Origin of the sequence: Nostoc sp. (assembly GCF_036917635.1) — a bacterium.
In the GTDB taxonomy this organism is placed as follows: Bacteria; Cyanobacteriota; Cyanobacteriia; order Cyanobacteriales; family Nostocaceae; genus Nostoc.
In genome coordinates, this window is record NZ_JBALCW010000065.1 from 15,537 (window position 1) to 36,143 (window position 20,607).

A 20,607-nucleotide genomic window follows, 5' to 3' on the forward strand; every position below is an offset into this window, starting at 1 on the left:
AAACGGCTGACATGCTTTTATTTGTATAGTGGGTACCAAATATTTATTGCATGTATAGTTGATACGAATTTGTCTAGTAGATTACATAAGAGGAAACTTATCAAGTATTATGAAGGATAACAGTATTGGGAAATACAATTTAAGCCTAATAAAATAAAAAAATAGACTTAATTTAGCTAGGTTATTTTTGACCAGCTATGTCAGGTAAATATCTAACTATAAAGTCAGAAACTATGTATATTAATGACGTAAAATTATCTCCTTTATTAGTAGCCCAAGCTAGTGAATCATACCAGTCAGGTAGAACTCTTAATAGGTGGGTTGAAGTACTGGTAGACTGTCCAGGAAGTACAGGACTATTTACTTATCGATTGCCAGCCCAGTTAGAAATAAAACCAGGGGATATTTTGAGCGTGCCATTTGGATCGCAACAATTAGGAGCGATCGCAATTCGGTTACTGGCACAACCAAATGTCGATTTACCACCAGAAAAAATCCGGGAAGTAGAAGATATAGTCAGCGTTGGATTTTTCCCGAGTGCTTATTGGGAATTACTCAATCGAGTCGCTGCATATTACTATACGCCTTTAATTCAAGTGATCCGGGTTGCTCTGCCACCAGGGTTGCTGGGGCGATCGCAGCGTCGTATCCGCCTTGTTGGAGGCAGAGGGGTAGGGGGAAGTAGTTATTTACTGGGATCTCCCGATCCTTTAGCTTTTTTGACTCCAACTGCGCGGCAAGTTTGGGAACTTTTACAAGCGCAATCGGCTGGGGACTACAGTTTTGTCTACATCCAACAAAAAGTCAAATCTGCCTATCGGGGAATTCGGGAGTTGCTGCGATTTGGTTTAGTAGAAAGCTATTTAGAACCGCCACGACTAACTCGACCAAAACTGCAAAAAGCAGTCACGCTTACAGGTACAATTGACCACGACTTAACTACTCGCCAACGAGAGATTTTGGAAGTGCTGCGGCGACATGGTGGAGAGTTGTGGCAAAATGAATTGTTGCAAATTTGCAATGCTAGTTCTTCCATCCTCAAGACGTTGGCACAAAAAGGTTACATCGTCATCGAAGAACGGGAAGTATTGCGAACCGAACAGGGGCCAGCATTAGCAGGCGATGGGGCTAAATCTTTAACTGTTGCTCAAGCTAGCGCCTTAGAAACAATTCAGACACTAGATACATTTGCTGAAGTTTTATTGCATGGGGTAACAGGTTCAGGAAAAACCGAAGTATATTTGCAAGCGATCGCACCTCTGCTCAAAGTCGGCAAATCCGCCCTTGTTTTAGTCCCAGAAATTGGACTAACACCCCAGCTAACCGATCGTTTTCGCGCCCGTTTTGGTAATAAAGTCAACGTCTATCACAGCGCCCTCTCCGATGGTGAACGTTACGACACTTGGCGACAAATGTTCACAGGAGAACCTCAAGTTGTCATTGGTACGCGCAGTGCAGTTTTCGCCCCTTTGCCCAACTTGGGTTTAATTATTTTAGATGAAGAACACGACAGCAGCTTTAAACAAGACTCACCTATACCCACCTACCACGCCCGTACCGTCGCCCAATGGCGAGCAGAGTTAGAAAATTGTCCCTTGGTGTTGGGTTCCGCTACGCCTTCGTTGGAGAGTTGGGTAAGTGTCGGAACCTCACCCCCTAGCCCCCTCGCAGCAAGCAGAGAGGGGGGACAAGAAAGAAATCTTAATTTATCACTCCTAAATCAGAAGGCAGGAAGTAGAAGTTATTACTTAAGTTTGCCCGAACGCATCAACTCCCGCCCTTTACCGCCCGTGGAAATAGTGGATATGCGGCAAGAGTTGCAGCAGGGAAATCGTTCTATATTTAGTAGATCGCTGCAAGAAGCTTTGCAAGAGTTGCAAGAGAGAAAACAACAGGGAATTTTATTTATCCATCGGCGGGGACACAGTACTTTTGTATCTTGCCGCAGTTGTGGATATGTGTTGGAATGTCCCTACTGTGACGTGTCGTTAGCCTATCACCACACCGAAGAAAAAGCGCCGGAATTATTGCGCTGCCATTATTGTAATTATGCGCGATCGCACCCCAAATTCTGCCCCGATTGTAGTTCCCCTTACTTAAAATTTTTCGGTAGCGGTACTCAGCGAGTAACACAGGAACTAGAACGACAATTCCGGGACTTAAAATATATTCGTTTTGATAGTGATAGCACCCGCAACAAAGGCTCACACCGTACCCTACTCACCCAGTTTGCCAACGGCGAAGCGCATTTATTAGTCGGTACGCAAATGCTCACCAAAGGATTGGATTTACCACAAGTGACACTTGTGGGCGTTGTCGCCGCCGATGGATTGCTAAATTTATCAGATTATCGCGCCAGTGAACGGGCATTTCAAACCTTGACTCAAGTCGCTGGACGTGCTGGTAGAGGCGATGATCCGGGGAGGGTGATTATACAAACTTATACTACAGAACATCAAGTAATTGCAGCAGTGCGATCGCACGATTATCACTCTTTCTCTCAAGCTGAATTAGAACAACGTCTAGCGCTAAATTATCCCCCTTACGGGCGGTTAATTTTATTGCGCTTAAGTAGTCTCGATCCCATTCAGGTGCAAAACACCGCGCAAATAATTGCTACAACCTTGAGTACAGAAGAAGAATTTGAGATATTAGGCCCAGCACCAGCAAGTATTTTGCGGGTAGCTAATCGTTATCGCTGGCAGATATTGATTAAATTTGCCCCCGATGCATTGCCACAATTGCCAGATTGGGAAGAAGTGCGATCGCTTTGTCCTTCATCTGTGAGTTTGACAATAGATGTAGACCCATTAAATATTATGTGATTTTCTTGGGCTAAAAGATTGAAAAAGAGGCAGGGTTTCTTGTAGGGGCATGGCATTGCCATGCCCTACTGGCGTATTTGTATCATTATTAAAGTGAAATAGTATAAATAATCAAATAATCTTGTTTCAAAGTTGATGCATGAATTCCAGTTAAAAGAGCAAGACTTTGCTTAACTGCTGAATAGTCAGATTTGCCATTTCATCAGCTTTACAAAGTCGGACGAAACAAGTTTAATTTTTTAAGATTGAATTTTTAAGTTTGAATTTTAATCTACTTAATTAACAATTCTGGTGCTACTAATCCTTTTTGGATCGCTAAAACTGCGGCTTGAGTGCGATCGCGTACTTCTAGTTTCTGTAAAATAGTATGGACATGAACTCGCACTGTACCAGGGGCAATGTAGAGAATTTCAGCAATTTCTTGATTGCTTTTCCCAGTTGCTACGAGTGCCAAAATTTCTTGTTCTCGCTTGGTTAGGGGATTTTCTAGGGATTCCTCAGTTTTTGCAGGCAGCACCATAGTAGAATTGCCCTCAAAAGCTGCTCTAATTTCTGTTGTTGCCGTTTGATCCCACCAAGAAGCCCCTGCTGCAACCGATCGCACTGCTAATATCAGAGACTCAGCCGGAATACCTTTGAGACAGTAACCTTGCGCCCCGGCGGCAATTAACCGGGAAATAAGGGGTTTTTCAGAACGAGAGGTTAAAACAAGAATTGGTAAACTTTGGTGCTTCTGCTTGATTTGGCGACAAGCCTCAATCCCGCCAATTCCCGGTAAACCTATATCCAGCAACACCAAATCCAGGGGATAGTGATTTGCTAATTCTACAGCTTGTTCCCCATCTTCTGCCTCTGCGACAATCTCCAAAGTGGTTTCTTGTTGCAACCGCATCCGCAGACCAAGCCGAAACAATTCATCATCTTCAACAAGTAAGATTTTCGTCATTTATTATTAGTCATTGGTCATTGGTCATTGGTCATTTATTATTAGTCATTGGTCATTGGTCAGGAGTTAGGAGTTATTATTCTCCCCTGCCTCCCCTGCCCCTCCTCATCTCCCCGGTGGTGGACAAGCAGGGAGGCGGAAACCAAACAGTGCGCCTCGTGGTGAGCGATTCTCTGCCCAAATTGTACCCCCATGAGCGGTAATAATTTGCCTGGTCAAATAAAGCCCTAGTCCAGATCCTGAGACGTGGCGATCGCTATGTCCTTGATAAAACCTTTCAAACAAGTGGGGTAACTCTTCTTCGGTAATGCCGGAACCAGTATCGAGTATTTTTACTACTTGATCGCTAGAATAACTTTCAAGCACTACTTCTACTTTACCGCCACGAGGGGTATGGTTTATGCCATTACTCAAGAGATTGGTGAAGACGCGCCCCAGTTGCAAAGGATCGCCGTTTACCCAAAGAAAGCTGCGAAAATCTGATTCGCCATAGTGGAGAGAAATATAAACCTGACGTGTTTTGGCTAGTTCAGTCAAGGTGGCGATTACCTCCTCTGCCACAGTTGCCAAATTAACAGGTGATAACTGTAGTTTCAACCCTTCGGCATCATTGCGGTATACATCTAAAAGCGTTTGGACTAATTGCAATGTACTGCGATGACTACGAGCCATTGTTTGTAAGACTTTTGCTTGCATTGGCGTGATTTCACCAAATTGCTCATTTTGCAAATATTTCAGCGTTTCAATTGCTCCTAATAAGGGTGTTTTCAAATCATGCGTTAGGGTAGAAACAAAATCTTCGCGCATGGTAGCTAGTTGTTCTTGGGAGCGTAATTGTGCTTGAGTATAAGCGATCGCTTCTTCATTTCGGTGGTTGCGATCGCTTAACCAACCCGTTACCACCAATGCTAATACTGCAATCAACCTATTTGCCAATGTTGGGAGATGAACCATTTCTCTTCCGGGAATAAACAAATTCAATAATGTTAAGCCTGTAGCTGCAAGAGTGATCCCCAATACAGCACCCCGATTCAATCGTGAATCTGCTAACAAAATTGTCCCTGTGTAGAGGTAGCCAAATACGTACTCAGGTGGTGTTAAATATTCCAAGACTATCACGATCGCAAAGGCGAGGGCTATTAGCCCATAAGTCTCCCCACGCTCGTTTATAGCTTCTTTCATAGCCACTAATCGATTTAATATCTTCATTTCTGATTTACTAAAAAATCGTTATCCTACAATCTTTACAATTATTTAATTCAGCGATTATGATTTATCAGCAATCTATATCTGCAAATGTTAACTTGACCATTAACCCGATAATTCTGATTGTTCAGATGCAAAAAGGACATGAGGGAGCAGGGGAGGCAGGGGAGGCAGGGGAGGCAGGGGAGGCAGGGGAAGCAGGGGAGGCAGGGGAAGAATAACTATTGATTATTGACCAATTCCCAATGCCCCTTTTCCTCTTGTTGACCAGAAATAAAAAGGTACAGAGCAAGTAAATTTATTTATGGGCTTGGTAAATTTTTGACTTTTGACTTTTGACTTTTGACTTCCGCGTTAGCGAGTGCGTCCCCAAGGGTTGGGGCTGACTTCCGCCTTGCGGTACTAAGTAGTTATCCTTAATGGGTGGAGTATTTACCACAACCTTCCCAAACCGTAATCCCTTTCATAAAATTCTCTGGGATATTTATATTCTTTGAAAGTAGCAAACTTTGATAATCTATTGTATAAACAAATAATCCTAACTAGTAGGGTGTATAGCTGCGAGAGTACGGCATCATTCTTAAGGGTTTGGTGCGTTAAGATTTCGCGTAACGCACCCTATCAATACCTAATTTTGCTCAAAATCAAATCGGATTACTATAGATGAATTAAGAATAAAAAAATAAAATATCTTTAACAATAAGTTTAATAAGTATCTGGATAATAATAACTGAAAATACTAAATATAGATTTAAAAATGACGGTGACATGAGATATCAGCAAATCCCTATAAATCAAATACCCCAACAGTTAATCTGTTATTTCTAAGAATTGGCTAGCACTTAAATTTAATTGAGCGCGAAATATATGGGACAAGGTTTTTTGCAAATTGGCTTAACGCTGTGTATTGTCATAGCAATCACTCCGTTACTCGGTAGATACATAGCGCGTGTCTTTTTGGGAGAAAGAACACTACTTGATTTTTTAATGAACCCGATAGAACGAAGTATGTTCGTATTAGCGGGTGTCCGCAGAAAAGATGATATGACGGGTTGGCAGTATATCCAGGCTCTAATTTGCAGCAACCTGCTTATGGGTATTTCAGTCTATTTACTGATATATTTTCAGAGACTCTTGCCCTGGAATCCTAACGGCTTCGGTGCTACAAAATGGGATGTATTACTGCACACAACCATTTCCTTTGTGACCAATACCGACCAGCAACACTATGCTGGTGAGACAACCTTAAGTTATTTTAGCCAGGTAGCGGCTTTAGGCTTTTTAATGTTCACCTCCGCAGCCACTGGGTTAGCCGTGGGAATTGCCTTTATTCGCGGCTTGACGGGGAAAAAAATGGGTAACTTTTACGTCGATCTTGTGCGTGGAATTACGCGAATATTGCTGCCGATTTCGATTATTGGAGCGATCGCCTTACTTGTAACAGGTGTACCACAAACATTAAAAGAGACTGTGAATCTGAGAACCTTAGAAGGTGGAACCCAATATATTGCCAGAGGCCCGGTGGCATCCTTTGAAATGATCAAACTTTTGGGCGACAACGGCGGAGGCTTTTTTGACGTCAACTCAGCCCATCCTTTTGAAAATCCCAATGGTGCTTCTAACTTGATAGAAATGATCGCCATGATTTCTATACCAGCAGCCTTGATTTACACTTACGGTATATTTGCCAACAACATCAAGCAAGCTTGGCTACTTTTCTGGATGGTGTTTGTGATTTTTGTAGTTATGGTGGGAGTAACAGCCGTGGGAGAACTGCAAGGTAATCCCCTTGTTAATAACGCCTTTGGATTTGAACAACCTAATTTAGAGGGTAAAGAAGTTCGATTTGGCTCGACACAAACGGCATTTTGGGCAGTGATGACTACCGCTACTATGTCTGGTGCTGTGAATGGGATGCACGATTCTTTAATGCCGCAAGGAATATTTTCGACTCTCTTCAACTTGTTTATTCAGGTTATCTGGGGTGGCCAGGGAACTGGAACAGCTTACCTATTTATTTACTTAATTCTCACAGTGTTCCTAACCGGACTACTAGCAGGGCGCACCCCAGAGTTTTTAGGACGCAAAATTGAAAAGCGAGAAATCGTCCTTGCCAGCGTCGTGCTGTTGATTCACCCAATTCTAATTTTGATTCCCAGTGCGATCGCCTTGGCTTATCCCATTTCCCTATCTGGAATTAGCAACGCTGGCTATCATGGTATTTCTCAAGTAGTTTATGAATACGCCTCAGCAGCAGCAAATAATGGCTCTGGCTTAGAAGGGTTGAAGGATAACACCTTGTGGTGGAACTTGAGTACAATAGTTAGCTTAATCGGAGGACGATACATTCCGATAATTGCCATCCTCTTGTTAGCTGACGGCATGTCTGGCAAACAACCAGTTCTTGAAACCCCTGGTACTCTAAGAACGGATTCTTTAGTATTTACTGGTATCACTGCTGGAGTGACATTGCTTTTGGGAGTGTTGACTTTCTTTCCCGTTCTGGCTTTAGGCCCCATAGCTGAGGGGATGAAACTAGCATCTGGCAGTTAGAAAAGTTCTGAGTTATGAGTTATGAGTTATAAGTTTGGAATATTAAGAGAATACTCAAAATAAATTATCCGGTTTTGTCGGTTTCGTAGGGTGTGTTAGCGATCGCGTAACGCACCTTCATCTGTAGAGTGTGTTAGTAACGCACTCTACAGATAGGAGCTAGTTACTAAACCACGTCTATCTTGAAACCTATAGTTCTTCCATGATGAAAAGGATTTGCCCTCATCCCCCAACCCCGAATCCCTCTCTCTGGGATTCGGGGAGCCAGAATTTCAAACTCCCTCTCCCAGAGAGAGGGAGAGGGATTTAGGGAGAGGGTGAAAACTACGGTTCTCAACTAAGATTTGGTTTAACTCCTAACTTCTAACTCCTAACTTCTAACTTTATTCATAAATCAAGTGGCAACTAACTTTAAAGCTAGACGGCCAAATCCTCGTTCTGGCGATCGCCGCCAAGCACGTAAAAAGGCCAGGACAATTAATAAGTGGCTGTACTTAAGGGCAATTAAAGATGCTTTTGTCAAGCTCAACCCTAAGTATGCAATCAAAAATCCAGTGATGTTTGTGGTTTGGGTGGCAACAATCATCATTTTATTGCTAACAATTGATCCCAACCTATTTGGGCCAGCCCTCCAAAAGAACCCGCAAGTTTTCAACGGCTTGTTATCGGGGATTTTATTCTTTACAGTTTGGTTTGCCAATTTTGCCGAAGCAATTGCACAGGGGCGGGGTAAAGCCCAAGCCGATGTCTTGCGATCGACGAGATCAGAAACGATCGCGAAAAAACTTGCTGCCGATGGCACAATTGGTGAAGTTTCATCCACCAGCCTTAAACAGGGCGATACTATCTACGTTATTGCTGGCGATATTATTCCCGCCGATGGCGAGGTAATCATGGGTGTCGCCTCAGTGGATGAATCGGCAATTACTGGAGAATCCGCACCAGTATTAAAAGAATCAGGTTCCGACGTTGCCAGTTCCGTCACTGGTGGGACGCGGATTATCTCAGATGAGCTAATTATCCTCATCACTAATGACCCAGGTAAAGGCTTTATTGACCGGATGATTGCCTTGGTAGAAGGGGCAGAACGCAGCAAAACACCGAATGAAATTGCCCTGACAGTATTGCTGGCAGTTCTCAGCTTAGTCTTTTTGTTAGTCGCGGTAACTCTGCCCGCACTTGCTTACTATGTCAACAGTCCAGTTAGCGTACCAATTTTAATTGCCCTATTAGTAGCATTAATTCCTACAACCATTGGCGGCTTACTAAGTACCATCGGCATTGCTGGGATGGATCGAGTTGCCCAATTTAACGTCATTGCCACTTCAGGACGAGCAGTCGAAACTTGTGGAGATGTCAACACTTTAGTTCTTGACAAAACAGGTACAATAACCCTCGGTAACCGTTTGGCGGAAGAATTTATTCCGATCAACGGTCATTCAATGTCAGAAATTGCTAATGTTGCCTGGGCGGCTAGTGTCTTTGATAATACACCAGAAGGTAAATCTATTGTGCGACTGGCAGAAAAGTTAGGCGCAAGGTTTGATTTCGACTTCAACCAGGCAGAAGCAGTTGATTTTTCTGCTAAAACACGCATGAGTGGTACAAACTTGCCTGGTGGGTATGAGGCCAGGAAGGGAGCAGTAGAAGCCATCAAAGGATTTGCCCATTCCCGCAACGGACGCGATACACCAGAATTGGATGCTACCTACGAACGAGTTTCTCGGCTGGGAGGTACACCCCTAGCAGTCAGCCTAGATAACGAAATCTATGGGGTTATTTATCTTAAAGATATAGTTAAACCTGGTATCCGCGATCGCTTTCTTGCACTGCGACGGATAGGAGTGCATACCATCATCCTAACTGGAGATAACCGGATTACAACTTCTGTCATTGCCAAAGAAGCTGGAGTTGATGACTTCATCGCCGAAGCCACACCAGAAGACAAAATCAACGTAATTAAGAAGGAACAAGCAGCAGGTAAACTAGTTGCCATGACAGGAGATGGAACTAACGATGCTCCCGCATTAGCCCAAGCTAACATCAGCGTTGCCATGAATACAGGGACGCAAGCTGCAAAAGAAGCCGCCAACATGGTAGATTTGGACTCCGATCCCACAAAATTAATCGATATCATTAGCATTGGCAAACAATTGTTGATTACTCGCGGGGCATTGACCACATTTTCTATCGCTAATGATATTGCTAAATACTTTGCGATTATCCCAGTGATATTTGTCGCTGCTAATTTGCAAAGCTTGAATATTATGAATTTGACTAGCCCTAATTCTGCTGTTCTATCAGCACTGATTTATAATGCTTTGATTATTCCCGTTTTTATTCCGTTGGCATTGAAGGGTGTACGGTTTAGGCCGCTGACAGCTAATCAGCTACTGCAACGCAATATGTTAATTTATGGCTTAGGTGGGGTGATTGCGCCATTTATCGCCATTAAATTGATAGATTTACTGATTACAATTATCGGCTTGGCTTAAACCAATTCGCTTTTTCGCCCACTTGCCGGAGGCAAGCTTTGTGCGTTCGCAATTACGTGAAAGTGACGGGGATTTTAATTAGGCGTTCAATTCGTGCTGCCTGTATTGCTAGGGACTTAAGGGACTGACAAATAAAAAAATGTTCCAAAACTGACGCAAAAACTCTCTCTATTTCTTCTCTCTGCGTTCTCTGTGTCTAATAAGGTTCGTTTGTTTATTGGAATAATTTATTTCTTGGAAGTCCCTAAACCCCCAAACTTTGTTAAAGACAGTAAAAATTGAAGAAGAATTCAGATGTCACCATTCAGGAGTCAGAATTAAGTAAGTGGGCGCAAATAATCATCACTGGTTCGTAGTTGCGCTTTAGCGCAAGAGGGCGCAACTACAAGCCAAATACAGAGATTTTACTTTTTGTTACATAGTTTGGTTTTATCTTGCCTACCTACTTAATACTTCGGCTCCTTTTAACTTTGCCCTTTGGCTTCGGCTACGCGCAGGACAGGCTCAAGGCAAGTCGCTCAGTAACCATCAATGGGGCATTTAGAGCCACCACTGAATTGTTGCACCACCAAATTTTCTTGTTTTGTGGGAGTCTTAAAACCACTTATTCATCCGCTTTTTCGGTCATAATTCATGCTGTTCGTAATAGTGCCGGAGGCATTATTCTGACGACTGACTCCTGAATTCTGTTTCGATAAAATATTAGCAGCAATTGGAAAAATTTTATGGCTATTATTCGAGAAACTATCAGAGCAATTTTCATAACTCTAATGCTTTGGTTGTTGACTGCAATCATCTATCCTTTGATAATCCTTGTAGTGGGTCAAGTTTTTTTGCCCTATCAAGCCAATGGCAGCATTATGTTGAATCTAAATAATCAACCAATTGGTTCGGCTTTGATTGGTCAGTTGTTCACATCTGAGCAATATTTCCATCCTCGTCCCAGTACTGTTAGATATAGCCAAGGCAAAAAAGCCAAGCCAACTGGCATCTCTGGAGCCAGCAATCTCGCTGCTAGCAATCCAGAACTACTAAACCGGATTCTAGAACAGGCAAATGAATTGCGAGACGAAAATCTTCAACCTATCGCTGATATGATTTATACCTCAGGCTCTGGTTTAGATCCGCATATTTCCTTCAAAGCAGCACGGCAGCAATTGACGCGGGTTGCTAGTACGCGGAAAGTAAAAGAAGAGGAGATCCTACGTTTAATTAATAGGTATACTGATGGCAGATTTTTATGGATTTTTGGCGAGCCGGGAGTCAATGTTCTTCGATTGAATTATGCTCTTGACTTGCAAGATTTTAATCGTCAGCAAAATCAGTAAGTGGGGAGTGGGGAGTGGGGAGTTAAGAGTTAGGAGTGGGGAGTGGGGAGTGGGGAGTGGGGAGTGGGGAGTGGGGAGTTAGGAGTTAGGAGTTAGCAGTTAGCAGTTAGCAGTTAGCAGTTAGGAGTTAGGAATAAATAGATAACTTTTTCTTTACTCTCTACGCCTCTACGTGAACCGTAAGATTATTGTTTTAAAATATTCATGCAAGAGGTCTAATGTCAGATAAAAGTAACGCAGGTTCGGCTGGCAGTCTTTTAAATTCTGGAAGTTACTCGCTTTATCCGGGACGACGGCGGGGCAAACATAAAATATTTATTGGCATGGCTCCAGGAGTAGGCAAAACATACCGGATGCTGGAAGAGGGACACGCGCTAAAACACGAAGGAATTGATGTCATCGTTGGGCTTTTAGAAACCCACGGACGCAAGGATACATCTGAGAAGGCAGAGGCACTGGAGATTTTACCCCGTAAGCAATATCCTAGCGGTGAGTTGACACTAACGGATATGGATACAGATGCTATTTTAAAGCGCTCGCCCCAATTAGTCTTAATCGATGAACTTGCCCATACCAATGTCCCTGGTTCCCCACGCGAAAAACGCTACGAAGATGTAGAAATAGTTTTAGCAGCAGGTATTGATGTCTACTCCACAATGAATGTCCAACATTTGGAAAGTCTCAATGATTTAGTAGCCAGAATTACAGGTGTAGTAGTCCGTGAGCGTGTTCCTGACAAGATTCTGGATGACGCAGATGAAATAGTGGTAGTGGATGTAACACCGGAAACCCTGCAAGAACGGTTATTAGAAGGGAAGATTTACGCACCGGAAAAAATCCAACAATCCCTCGATAATTTTTTCCAACGCCGTAACCTGATTGCCTTGCGGGAATTGGCTTTGCGCGAAGTAGCAGACAACGTAGAAGGAAATGCGATCGCTACTATCCCCAATGGGCAATCCTGTAATATTCACGAGCGGGTTTTGGTATGTATATCCACTTATCCCAACTCAGTGCAGTTGTTACGCCGGGGTGCGAGGCTGGCTAACTACATGAATGCGCCGCTTTATGGCTTATTTGTCGCCAATCCAGAACGCTTTCTCACCAAAGAGGAAAGCTTACACATCTATACTTGTGAGAAACTCTGTAAAGAATTTGAAGGTACTTTTATTCATGTTACCAACATTAACGTAGCTAATGCGATTGCTGAAATCGCCGAGAAATATCGGATTACCCAAATTGTAATCGGAGAGAGTCAGCGATCGCGCTGGCAAATGCTCCTCAAAGGATCTTTGACGCAAAAATTAGTCCGCTTGCTCAAAAATATTGATTTGCATATCATTGCCAGTGAAAAAATGGTTTTACCCAAATAGGAAATCAAATTTCCCCAAAAACCTCAGAAGTAAAGCTCCCATGTAAACCGTAGGGGATATGATGTTTGAGATGTAGGCAAGCGATTACTCCTTTAGAGAAATCACTGGCATCTAAAATTACCAAATCTGAGCGGTGATGGGCAGCATCATAAACCAAAGCTAATACCCAACCATCATCTTCCTTTTCGGAACCTGGGCGCGGGACAAAAATCGGTTCACCGACAAAACCACGCGGTGCAGCACTCCAAAATTGCCTTTCTCCAGACTCTAAATCAATTTTCAACAATGCTTGTAAGGGAGCATTACCAGTTTCTGCATGAGCCGCACCTATATATAAATATCGATAAGGGCGTCCCACATTGGCCGGATGTATACTGGGAAATTCACAACAGCGATTATCAATCAATTCCCGCCCGACTTTTCCATCCTTTAGATTTAGATAAAATCGCCAAAGTTCCCCAGGTGAAAGCGCTTCAAAATCAACTTGTCGAAAATTGCTTTGGGGTTCTACTTCTGGCAAATTTTGGTAACAAATGGAGTCAATCAAAAGTTCGTCTCCTACCTCAAAAGCATTGACGTGGTGGAAGACAAAACCAGACTGAGTTTCCAGAAATTTTATCTCTTCTTGCCCTTTTTTGGGGAAGCGAGGAATAATTATAATTTGAGTTGGCTGATTTGGCTGAAATTTGATACATTCTCCCGCCGCACGTATTCCCAAGGCGAAAGGTATGGGATTAAAGGTGACAGGATTTTGAAAGAAGATGCAGTAATTGGGAGTAATGACAAAATCGTGAATGAAACAGAAACCTGGAACACTATGAGCCTGCTGTCTAATAATTTCACCTGCTGGGTTTAGCTCGAAAATAGTAATTGTAGTAGATAATCCCGGCTTAATTGAGAAATTTACCAGGCAAGGTGCGCCCCCATCTTGGTAACAATTATTTTCCACGCGGGGATGTGCAGCGAAAGCTTCACCTGCTGACAAAGCACCATCAAAATATTCATTTCCCAGCGTTTCAAGAGTATAAGGATCGAGGCGATATGCTTCAGCCGCTTCCCAGAGGGCTAGCAGTTTCCCACCCCAATAGATAACATTTGTATTGGCGATATTTTTGAGGTTAAAGTCGAAGATATTAGCTAGCCAACCGCCAGGTTTTTGAGTACCAAAAGTACTGCGATAGAGAATTTTTCCCGCCTTTTGCTCTGCCAAATAGCCAGTTGTGCGGACAAAGCGGTTGCGAAAATGGGCGCGACCATTCGTAAATGTAATTTTGCTAATCATCCCATCCCCATCAAACGGGTGATGAAGAGGTTGCCCATTCACATCCAGCAAACCGGGCCCATTTCTAAACAGCGTACCTTGTAACTCTCTGGGAATTTGCCCTTCTATATCATCAATCCAATAATCAAACTCTTGGGTTAGAGATTGATATCCTCCTTGCCAGTCTGCACGGGTGTAGGATTTTTCTGCAACTGGGGTTTCTTGACTTTTCAAATGCATATACTTTGTTTTTTCTTGTTATTTTGGACGAAAATATGTAGCCGCTAATAATTTTTTCGCAACTTTTCTACGCCAGTTGCTACCACCCAAAGGCAGAGCATTGGCTCGAATTGGCATGAAATTTATTCCACTATTCGACTATTTTCGACTCTGGTTCTGTCAGTACCAACTCAGACATCAAATCTGGCAAAAACCCTTGTTCCCCATCAATGGATGTCTCAGTTTGTTCTTCAGCAGCAGGTAGCCAGTTGATAAAGGGGAGGGGTAAGAGCGTGCTGAGATTAGTAATTAGCACCAATAGCCAAAGTGATTCAAAGTTCGTTGCGGTGATGCCCAGCCAATAGGTGATTAATGCCCCAAATGCATGGGAAAGCGTTCCTGCTGAATTAAACACCGACATTAACAAAGCAAATAATGTCGCTTCCACACCAGAGGGACAAAGCCTTGCTGCTAGAACCATCACTTGCATAAAGACAATTTTCCCCATCACAGTGAGAATCAGGCTATCACCCAAACTAAACCAGTGGTCATCTATACCTAAGAGCCTGTTTGTGTGAGTCACTAACAATAGCATCGTCATCCCCAAAATTGAGGAAAGGACAGTACTCCAAGCAAAAATCACGCGAAAAGGGATGCTTTTGAGGAAACGTTGAAAAATCCAAACACCTGCTAAAGAAGCGAAACTTGTCACCAAGTGGACTCGCCCCAAAAATTCTGGTTCAAAGTGGAGTTCGTTGGTAGAGAAGTAGAAAAAGGCTGAGTCAGCATTTGGGGTAGCTTGCCAGATGAAGATAAACGCCGTTGGTAGCCAAATTGTTTTTTGGCTAATGGCTTGGCGTAGCTGCCCCAGTTGATGTTTTATTGGTAAAGGGTTGGTGTGATTACTATCTTCAGCATCTTTGCTAACGGGGGACTCAGCAATTAACCAAGCTACGCTTGAGACGATGAGAGGGAATAAGGCGGTTATTCCAAAGACAGTACGGCTAGTAAAGTATTGCAGCAGCAGACCACTAAAGTATGCTGTTATCAAACCTCCGATCGCAGAAGCACCCCAACACAGAGATTGTAGGGAACCTGCTTTTGCTTGCGATTCGCCTCTAGCCCTTTCCACAACCAGCGAGTCAACTATGACATCACTCATGGCGACACTAAGAGAACCAAGAGCGATCGCTAATGTAGCTGCCCAGCTAGTATGAACTATTGTGGCCAGACACGCCCAAGAAGCAGTTCCCAGTATCCCAGATAAAATCAAATAAGGACGCCGACGATAGCCAAATATAGGCAAGCCATCAGAGATGAAACCAAACACTGGCTTAATCATCCAAGGTAGGAAGACAATTCCCAACAGCGCCGACACCTCGACGGGACTCAGCAGCAGTTCATCTTTGAGGAAAAAGCTAACGGCTAGACGCGATAATCCTAAAATTCCTTGGACAAAATAAACGGTGAGAATTGCAATTAACTCTGCATTAGGTTCATTACCCAAGAAGATTTTTTGTGTTAATGAGTCTTTGACCTTGGACAAGCCAGATGATTGAAGCACCATTCGATAAATATTTTTAAGTTTTATTTACTTTTCTATCATATCGATTCTTAAGAAGTGGGCTTTCTTTGTGTGTCCGTAAATTCCGCAAATTCCATTCGTCATTGCTCAAATTGACACTAACAAGTATTGTACCCCTAGCAAGGTATTTGTATAACAATTCTAAATCAAAGGATTAGGGCGAACCTACCGGAAGTAAGCTCGCCCTAACTTGTATTTAACATTGAATTGTTATCGGAAGTTTTTAAATCCTGCCTACAGCAGCCTACGCGAACGTGGAGCCTGGTTTTGTAGCCGAGTCAGAAATCTACTTATGACAATTGCAAAGCTGACTTTTTCTTGACTCGACTAGTCAGAACTGAAGTAGCACCCACAAAACCAATCACAAAAACTCCTAATAAAGAAGAAGACTCAGGAACTGCTTTAACAACTACATTACCGGTGATACTCTTGTAGCCAGTGGCGACTGTGTGATTATCTGATTCAAAACCAGTTCCGCCAATATTGGTGAATTGAACCTGATCAAAAGTTCCGCCAACATCGTAGAAGTTGATGAACGCATAGGGTTCTCCAGAATTTTGACCTTTGAATGGCGAATTAGGATTACTGTAGTAGCTGGCTTTATTGGGTAGGTTTGCGATATAATTAACCACATCATTAGTAGTCATAGTTTGTACAACTTTACCTTGTGAAAGGAATGTAAGTACGTTATTAGGATCTCCCGCAGACCACCAAAGTCCAAAGTAACTTTGTGCGGTTGTCAAATTTAAGGTAGAAACCGATTGCTGACTCCCATTCTTCGTGTCTACATCAAAATATTTGCCTGTTCCACCAGCACCACCATATACGTTTGCATCCACGATCAGAGTACTCTGATAGTTACCAATGTTTGTTCCTTCATCAGCCCATGTAAAGCCGTTTGCACTGTAACCTGTTGTTAGTGTTGAAGCATCAAAATTTTGTACACGAGCATTAACAAGATTTGAGTAATTTGCAGTTTGTACGGTTGGGTTTTCTATTGATACCGCAAAAGACGCAGCCATTACAGGGCGGGTAAAAGTAGCTAAGGACAAAACAACACCAGAAGCGATCGCGGACTTAATTAAAAGACTTTTCATTTTATAACTTTTTCTCTTTTTAAAATCTTTCGTGTTCATGCCCATTGTGCAATGTGCTTCTAGATTCCAACATCAGAGGGATTACTACTTTTTGTATTTGCCTATACTTAAACAAAATTGTTATATATTTAACCTAATAGTAAGTTAGGCTACTGATACAAGTTTCTGTGATGTTTATCGCTTTATGTAGAAAGCGCGAAGTTATCAGTGCTAAATTGTAAACAAGCTTTATTTATAAAAAGTGCCATTTTGTGATTCGCAGGCAGTTCATATTTTTAGGGTTCTAGGTCAAGAAGGCATGAAGCATTATGCTATGCCACCTGAGTTTTTTTTGACATGGGTAGTAACATGAATTAAACTATCTCTTGCAACAAAAGAGTCTTGATCAATGCATCCGACTGAAGAAGCTGCTGTCCCTACTCGCGTTATCGGTTTAATTAGTGGCACATCTGTAGATGGCATAGACGCTACGTTGGTAGAGATTTCTGGCACAGAATTGGATATCAAAGTTGAGTTGGTAGCTGGGGCAACATATCCTTATCCAGCCGAACTCAGAGAAAGAATATTGGCAGTTGGTGCAGGCGTTGCCATCTCAATGACAGAATTGGCAAAAATAGATGATGCGATCGCCCAAGTCTTTGCCCAAGCCGCCCAAAATATTCAAATTGGTCATCAGCCAGCCACTATTATTGGCTCCCACGGTCAAACAGTTTATCATCGACCACCTGCTCCTAAGGAAATGGGAAACAAAACCACTCCCTACTCCCCACTCCCTACTCCCCACTCCCCACTAGGTTACAGTCTCCAACTAGGGCGCGGTGCATTAATTGCTCATATTACAGGTATTACAACTGTAAGCAACTTTCGCGTTGCTGATATCGCTATTGGTGGTCATGGTGCGCCTCTCGTGCCTAGAGTAGATGCCTATTTACTCAGTCATCCTCAAGAGGGGCGTTGTATTCAAAACATTGGTGGTATTGGTAATGTTGCCTATATTCCGCCTCGGCATGGCGACTGGCTCTTAAAAATTCGCGCTTGGGATACTGGCGCAGGAAATAGTCTGTTGGATCTGGCGGTGGAGCATTTAAGCGATGGTGCTAAAACTTACGATGAAAATGGTAATTGGGCAGCGAGTGGTACTCCTTGCGATCCATTAGTAGAAGAATGGCTCAACCAAGACTATTTTCATCTACCGCCGCCCAAATCCACCGGTCGAGAGTTATTTGGTTTAACTTACCTGCATCAGTGTTTAGAAGATGCCCAAGCATACCAACTCAGTCCTGCCGACTTACTGGCAACTCTGACGGAACTTACAGCTGCTTCAATTGTTCATAGTTACCGCACTTTTTTGCCCCAAATGCCACAAAGGGTACTATTATGTGGCGGTGGTAGTCGCAACCTCTATTTGAAACATCGATTAGAGTTGTTGTTGCCATCAATACCAGTTTTGACTACAGATGAAGTTGGTTTGAGTGCAGATTTTAAAGAAGCGATCGCCTTTGCAGTTTTAGCCTACTGGCGGCTTTTGGGTATTCCTGGCAACTTACCTACTGCGACTGGGGCACCTCAAGAAGTGCTTTTGGGAGAAATTCACCAAAGTCACTACTCAGTGCTGAGACAAGAACATTAACAAGATAAAAAATTTCTTGATTTTGCACTGGCCCAACGCCCCGCTATCGCTAACGCAACTTAGCACTGCTATAACTGTAATCTTGGCGGCACTCGATCAAGACAGGGAATATAGAAGGTGGCTCATACATTTTTATTGGAACCAGGACGCTGGACAATGCAAGGAAATTGGTTGGAACGTAATGGTATGCCAATCAGTGTCAAGGGTATGACCTTGGTAGCTTGGAATCGAGATAACTGGTTCACTATGGCTACAAAACTGATATTTCCTGGTAGCGATCGCTCAGAAATCTTTCTGCAATACAAAGGGCGGCTGCATGAGGGAGAGCGTCAGTATACTTTTTTACTCCAGCATAATATTTTGGGGCAGATTGAAGGTGAAGGCTGGATTGGTTTAGATACTATTGTGCAGCGTTATTGGGTGATAAGCGATCGTCAGCGTCGTAGTGGCTTTGAAACCCTGCACCGAATTTCAGAAGATAGATATTACCTCAGTAGTGGCATTTTGGCTGGTCATTTTTTAACTAACACAATGGAAGTTAGCCTAGAGCGTCAGTCAAGCTAAAGGGTAGCGCTGAGTGCTATATGTCTAGCCTGGAAGCCTGCCGCTCAAACAATTCCAATGCACTGCTTCCTCAACGCCCAATGTCTCATGCCTGACCTCAAGGAGTCATTCTTTATTCTCACTGACCTACTGAGTTGTATACTAAATAAGAAATTATCAAATTATCGTTAGACTTTTAGTATTTTTATCGTATCGTGTAGTCTGGAGTCCAGTTTCATGAATCCTAAAGTCTCTGTTATTATTCCTGCTTACAATACTGAAGCTTATATTGCCAAGGCAATAGAATCAGTCTTAGAGCAAACGCTCACAGATATTGAACTTATCATAGTCGATGATGCTTCAACTGATAAAACTGTAGAAGTCGCTAAAAGTTTTACCGATCCACGTCTGAAAGTAATAGTTAATCAACAAAACCTTGGGGCTGCTGCTGCGCGTAATCGGGCCCTGAGAGCAGCTCAAGGAGAATGGATTGCTGTGCTTGATTCAGATGATTGGTATGCTCCCGAAAGATTGTCTAAGCTTGTGTCACTGGCAGACGAAATAAATGCAGACATGATTGCTGACGATCTTTATTTAATCAACGATGGCGAAACATCTCCTTGGAGTACATTGATTCAAGAAAGTGAAGAACGTATAGACAAAATTCTCCAAATTGATATCGTTTATTTTGTAGAAACTGATGTTTATGGACAACCAGGGTTGCATCTTGGTCTAAGCAAGCCTCTATTTAAACGAGAATTTCTGGTTAAGCACGGCATCGAGTACGATGATGCTATCAGGATGGGTCAAGATTTTTGGATTGATATGAAATGCTTAATCAAAGGCGCTCGCTTCTTCCTTGAGCCAAAACCCTATTATTTTTACCGTTCACGCCCCGGATCTCTTGTACATAAAAGCCAATTGCCACGTCTAAATCAATATTTGAGTGCTACTACTTCTTTCATGCAACAAGAAGTTGTGAAAACAAATCCAGCTTTAATGCATGCTCTTTCTTATAATAATTCAGTCTATAAAAAATATCTAGCTTACTATCAAGTTATAGAGCCTCTGAAGCAAGGACAATGGTTAACAGCATTGACAGAAATGCGAAAAAATCCTTACTTTTTTTATGATTTTATTTCCCGATTGAACAATATTCTCGGACGCCGAATTCAATACTATATGATAGGTAATAAATCAGTTTTTGACATTTCTTATAACATCCAAAAAAAAAGAAAAACTACCAATTAGTACTATCACAGCTTTCTTAATAAATAATCCATCCTTACGTAGCCAGAGATTATTTATAAAATAAAATTACCGTAGGGGATGTTAGGTGTATATTTTGATCTAATTTGTTTGTCACAAAAAACATGATATAAGCGCCTAACGACACCGCTATGAACATGGTGCGTTACGGCTTAGGTCTAATGCACCCTACTTAGTATTTACTTTATAGAACCCATTTGACATCTAAGAAGGTGCAGCAAGCCTCTTAACCATCAACCGAATAAAACAAAGATTAACCTTGGCAGTCGCATTAGCT

14 protein-coding genes are annotated in these 20,607 nt (G+C 42.6%); 9 read left to right on the forward strand and 5 right to left on the reverse strand.

What is annotated here, in order from left to right:
- Positions 1–233 precede the first annotated feature (233 nt).
- Positions 234–2,825: a primosomal protein N' gene (priA, locus tag V7K32_RS16390; protein WP_334994892.1), complete on the forward strand. Its 2,592-nt coding sequence runs from the start codon at positions 234–236 to the stop codon at positions 2,823–2,825.
- Between the two features lie 271 nt (positions 2,826–3,096).
- On the opposite strand, the gene V7K32_RS16395 is transcribed toward priA, so the two are convergent.
- A complete protein-coding gene (locus V7K32_RS16395; RefSeq protein WP_334994893.1) occupies positions 3,097–3,771 on the reverse strand; it encodes a response regulator transcription factor in 675 nt (224 codons plus the stop codon).
- A 105-nt stretch (positions 3,772–3,876) separates the two neighbouring features.
- Complete coding sequence (locus V7K32_RS16400) at positions 3,877–4,953, reverse strand: sensor histidine kinase (RefSeq protein ID WP_334994894.1); 1,077 nt, start codon at positions 4,951–4,953, stop codon at positions 3,877–3,879.
- A gap of 86 nt (positions 4,954–5,039) precedes the next feature.
- Between V7K32_RS16400 and V7K32_RS16405 the strand changes: the two genes are divergently transcribed.
- From V7K32_RS16405 to V7K32_RS16425, 5 genes are all read left to right on the forward strand, one after another.
- The gene (locus V7K32_RS16405; protein ID WP_334994895.1) at positions 5,040–5,198 is read left to right on the forward strand and encodes a hypothetical protein; all 159 of its coding nucleotides are present in this window, start codon (positions 5,040–5,042) and stop codon (positions 5,196–5,198) included.
- A gap of 646 nt (positions 5,199–5,844) precedes the next feature.
- Positions 5,845–7,530, forward strand: coding sequence for a potassium-transporting ATPase subunit KdpA (kdpA, locus tag V7K32_RS16410; RefSeq protein ID WP_334994896.1), 1,686 nt, complete (start codon positions 5,845–5,847; stop codon positions 7,528–7,530).
- Positions 7,531–7,919: 389 nt separating this feature from the next.
- Positions 7,920–10,025, forward strand: a complete 2,106-nt coding sequence (kdpB, locus tag V7K32_RS16415; protein WP_334994907.1) for a potassium-transporting ATPase subunit KdpB — start codon at positions 7,920–7,922, stop codon at positions 10,023–10,025.
- Between the two features lie 725 nt (positions 10,026–10,750).
- Positions 10,751–11,353, forward strand: a complete 603-nt coding sequence (kdpC, locus tag V7K32_RS16420) for a K(+)-transporting ATPase subunit C (protein ID WP_334994897.1) — start codon at positions 10,751–10,753, stop codon at positions 11,351–11,353.
- 218 nt (positions 11,354–11,571) lie between these two features.
- On the forward strand, positions 11,572–12,726 hold the full coding sequence (locus tag V7K32_RS16425; protein ID WP_334994898.1) for a universal stress protein: 1,155 nt from the start codon (positions 11,572–11,574) through the stop codon (positions 12,724–12,726).
- Positions 12,727–12,730: 4 nt separating this feature from the next.
- On the opposite strand, the gene V7K32_RS16430 is transcribed toward V7K32_RS16425, so the two are convergent.
- The 3 genes from V7K32_RS16430 to V7K32_RS16440 all read right to left on the reverse strand — a co-directional run bounded on the left by V7K32_RS16430 (position 12,731) and on the right by V7K32_RS16440 (position 16,888).
- Positions 12,731–14,227 (reverse strand): carotenoid oxygenase family protein, encoded by a 1,497-nt coding sequence (locus V7K32_RS16430; RefSeq protein WP_334994899.1) that lies wholly within the window; start codon positions 14,225–14,227, stop codon positions 12,731–12,733.
- A 130-nt stretch (positions 14,228–14,357) separates the two neighbouring features.
- On the reverse strand, positions 14,358–15,773 hold the full coding sequence (locus tag V7K32_RS16435; protein WP_334994900.1) for a folate/biopterin family MFS transporter: 1,416 nt from the start codon (positions 15,771–15,773) through the stop codon (positions 14,358–14,360).
- A gap of 308 nt (positions 15,774–16,081) precedes the next feature.
- Complete coding sequence (locus V7K32_RS16440) at positions 16,082–16,888, reverse strand: Npun_F0296 family exosortase-dependent surface protein (RefSeq protein ID WP_334994901.1); 807 nt, start codon at positions 16,886–16,888, stop codon at positions 16,082–16,084.
- Positions 16,889–17,276: 388 nt separating this feature from the next.
- Between V7K32_RS16440 and V7K32_RS16445 the strand changes: the two genes are divergently transcribed.
- The 3 genes from V7K32_RS16445 to V7K32_RS16455 all read left to right on the forward strand — a co-directional run bounded on the left by V7K32_RS16445 (position 17,277) and on the right by V7K32_RS16455 (position 20,312).
- On the forward strand, positions 17,277–18,518 hold the full coding sequence (locus V7K32_RS16445; protein ID WP_334994902.1) for an anhydro-N-acetylmuramic acid kinase: 1,242 nt from the start codon (positions 17,277–17,279) through the stop codon (positions 18,516–18,518).
- 117 nt (positions 18,519–18,635) lie between these two features.
- Positions 18,636–19,082: a hypothetical protein gene (locus V7K32_RS16450; protein ID WP_334994903.1), complete on the forward strand. Its 447-nt coding sequence runs from the start codon at positions 18,636–18,638 to the stop codon at positions 19,080–19,082.
- A gap of 216 nt (positions 19,083–19,298) precedes the next feature.
- Positions 19,299–20,312 carry a glycosyltransferase family 2 protein gene (locus V7K32_RS16455; protein ID WP_334994904.1) on the forward strand — a complete coding sequence of 338 codons (1,014 nt, stop codon included), beginning with the start codon at positions 19,299–19,301 and terminating at the stop codon, positions 20,310–20,312.
- The last annotated feature ends 295 nt before the right edge of the window (positions 20,313–20,607 follow it).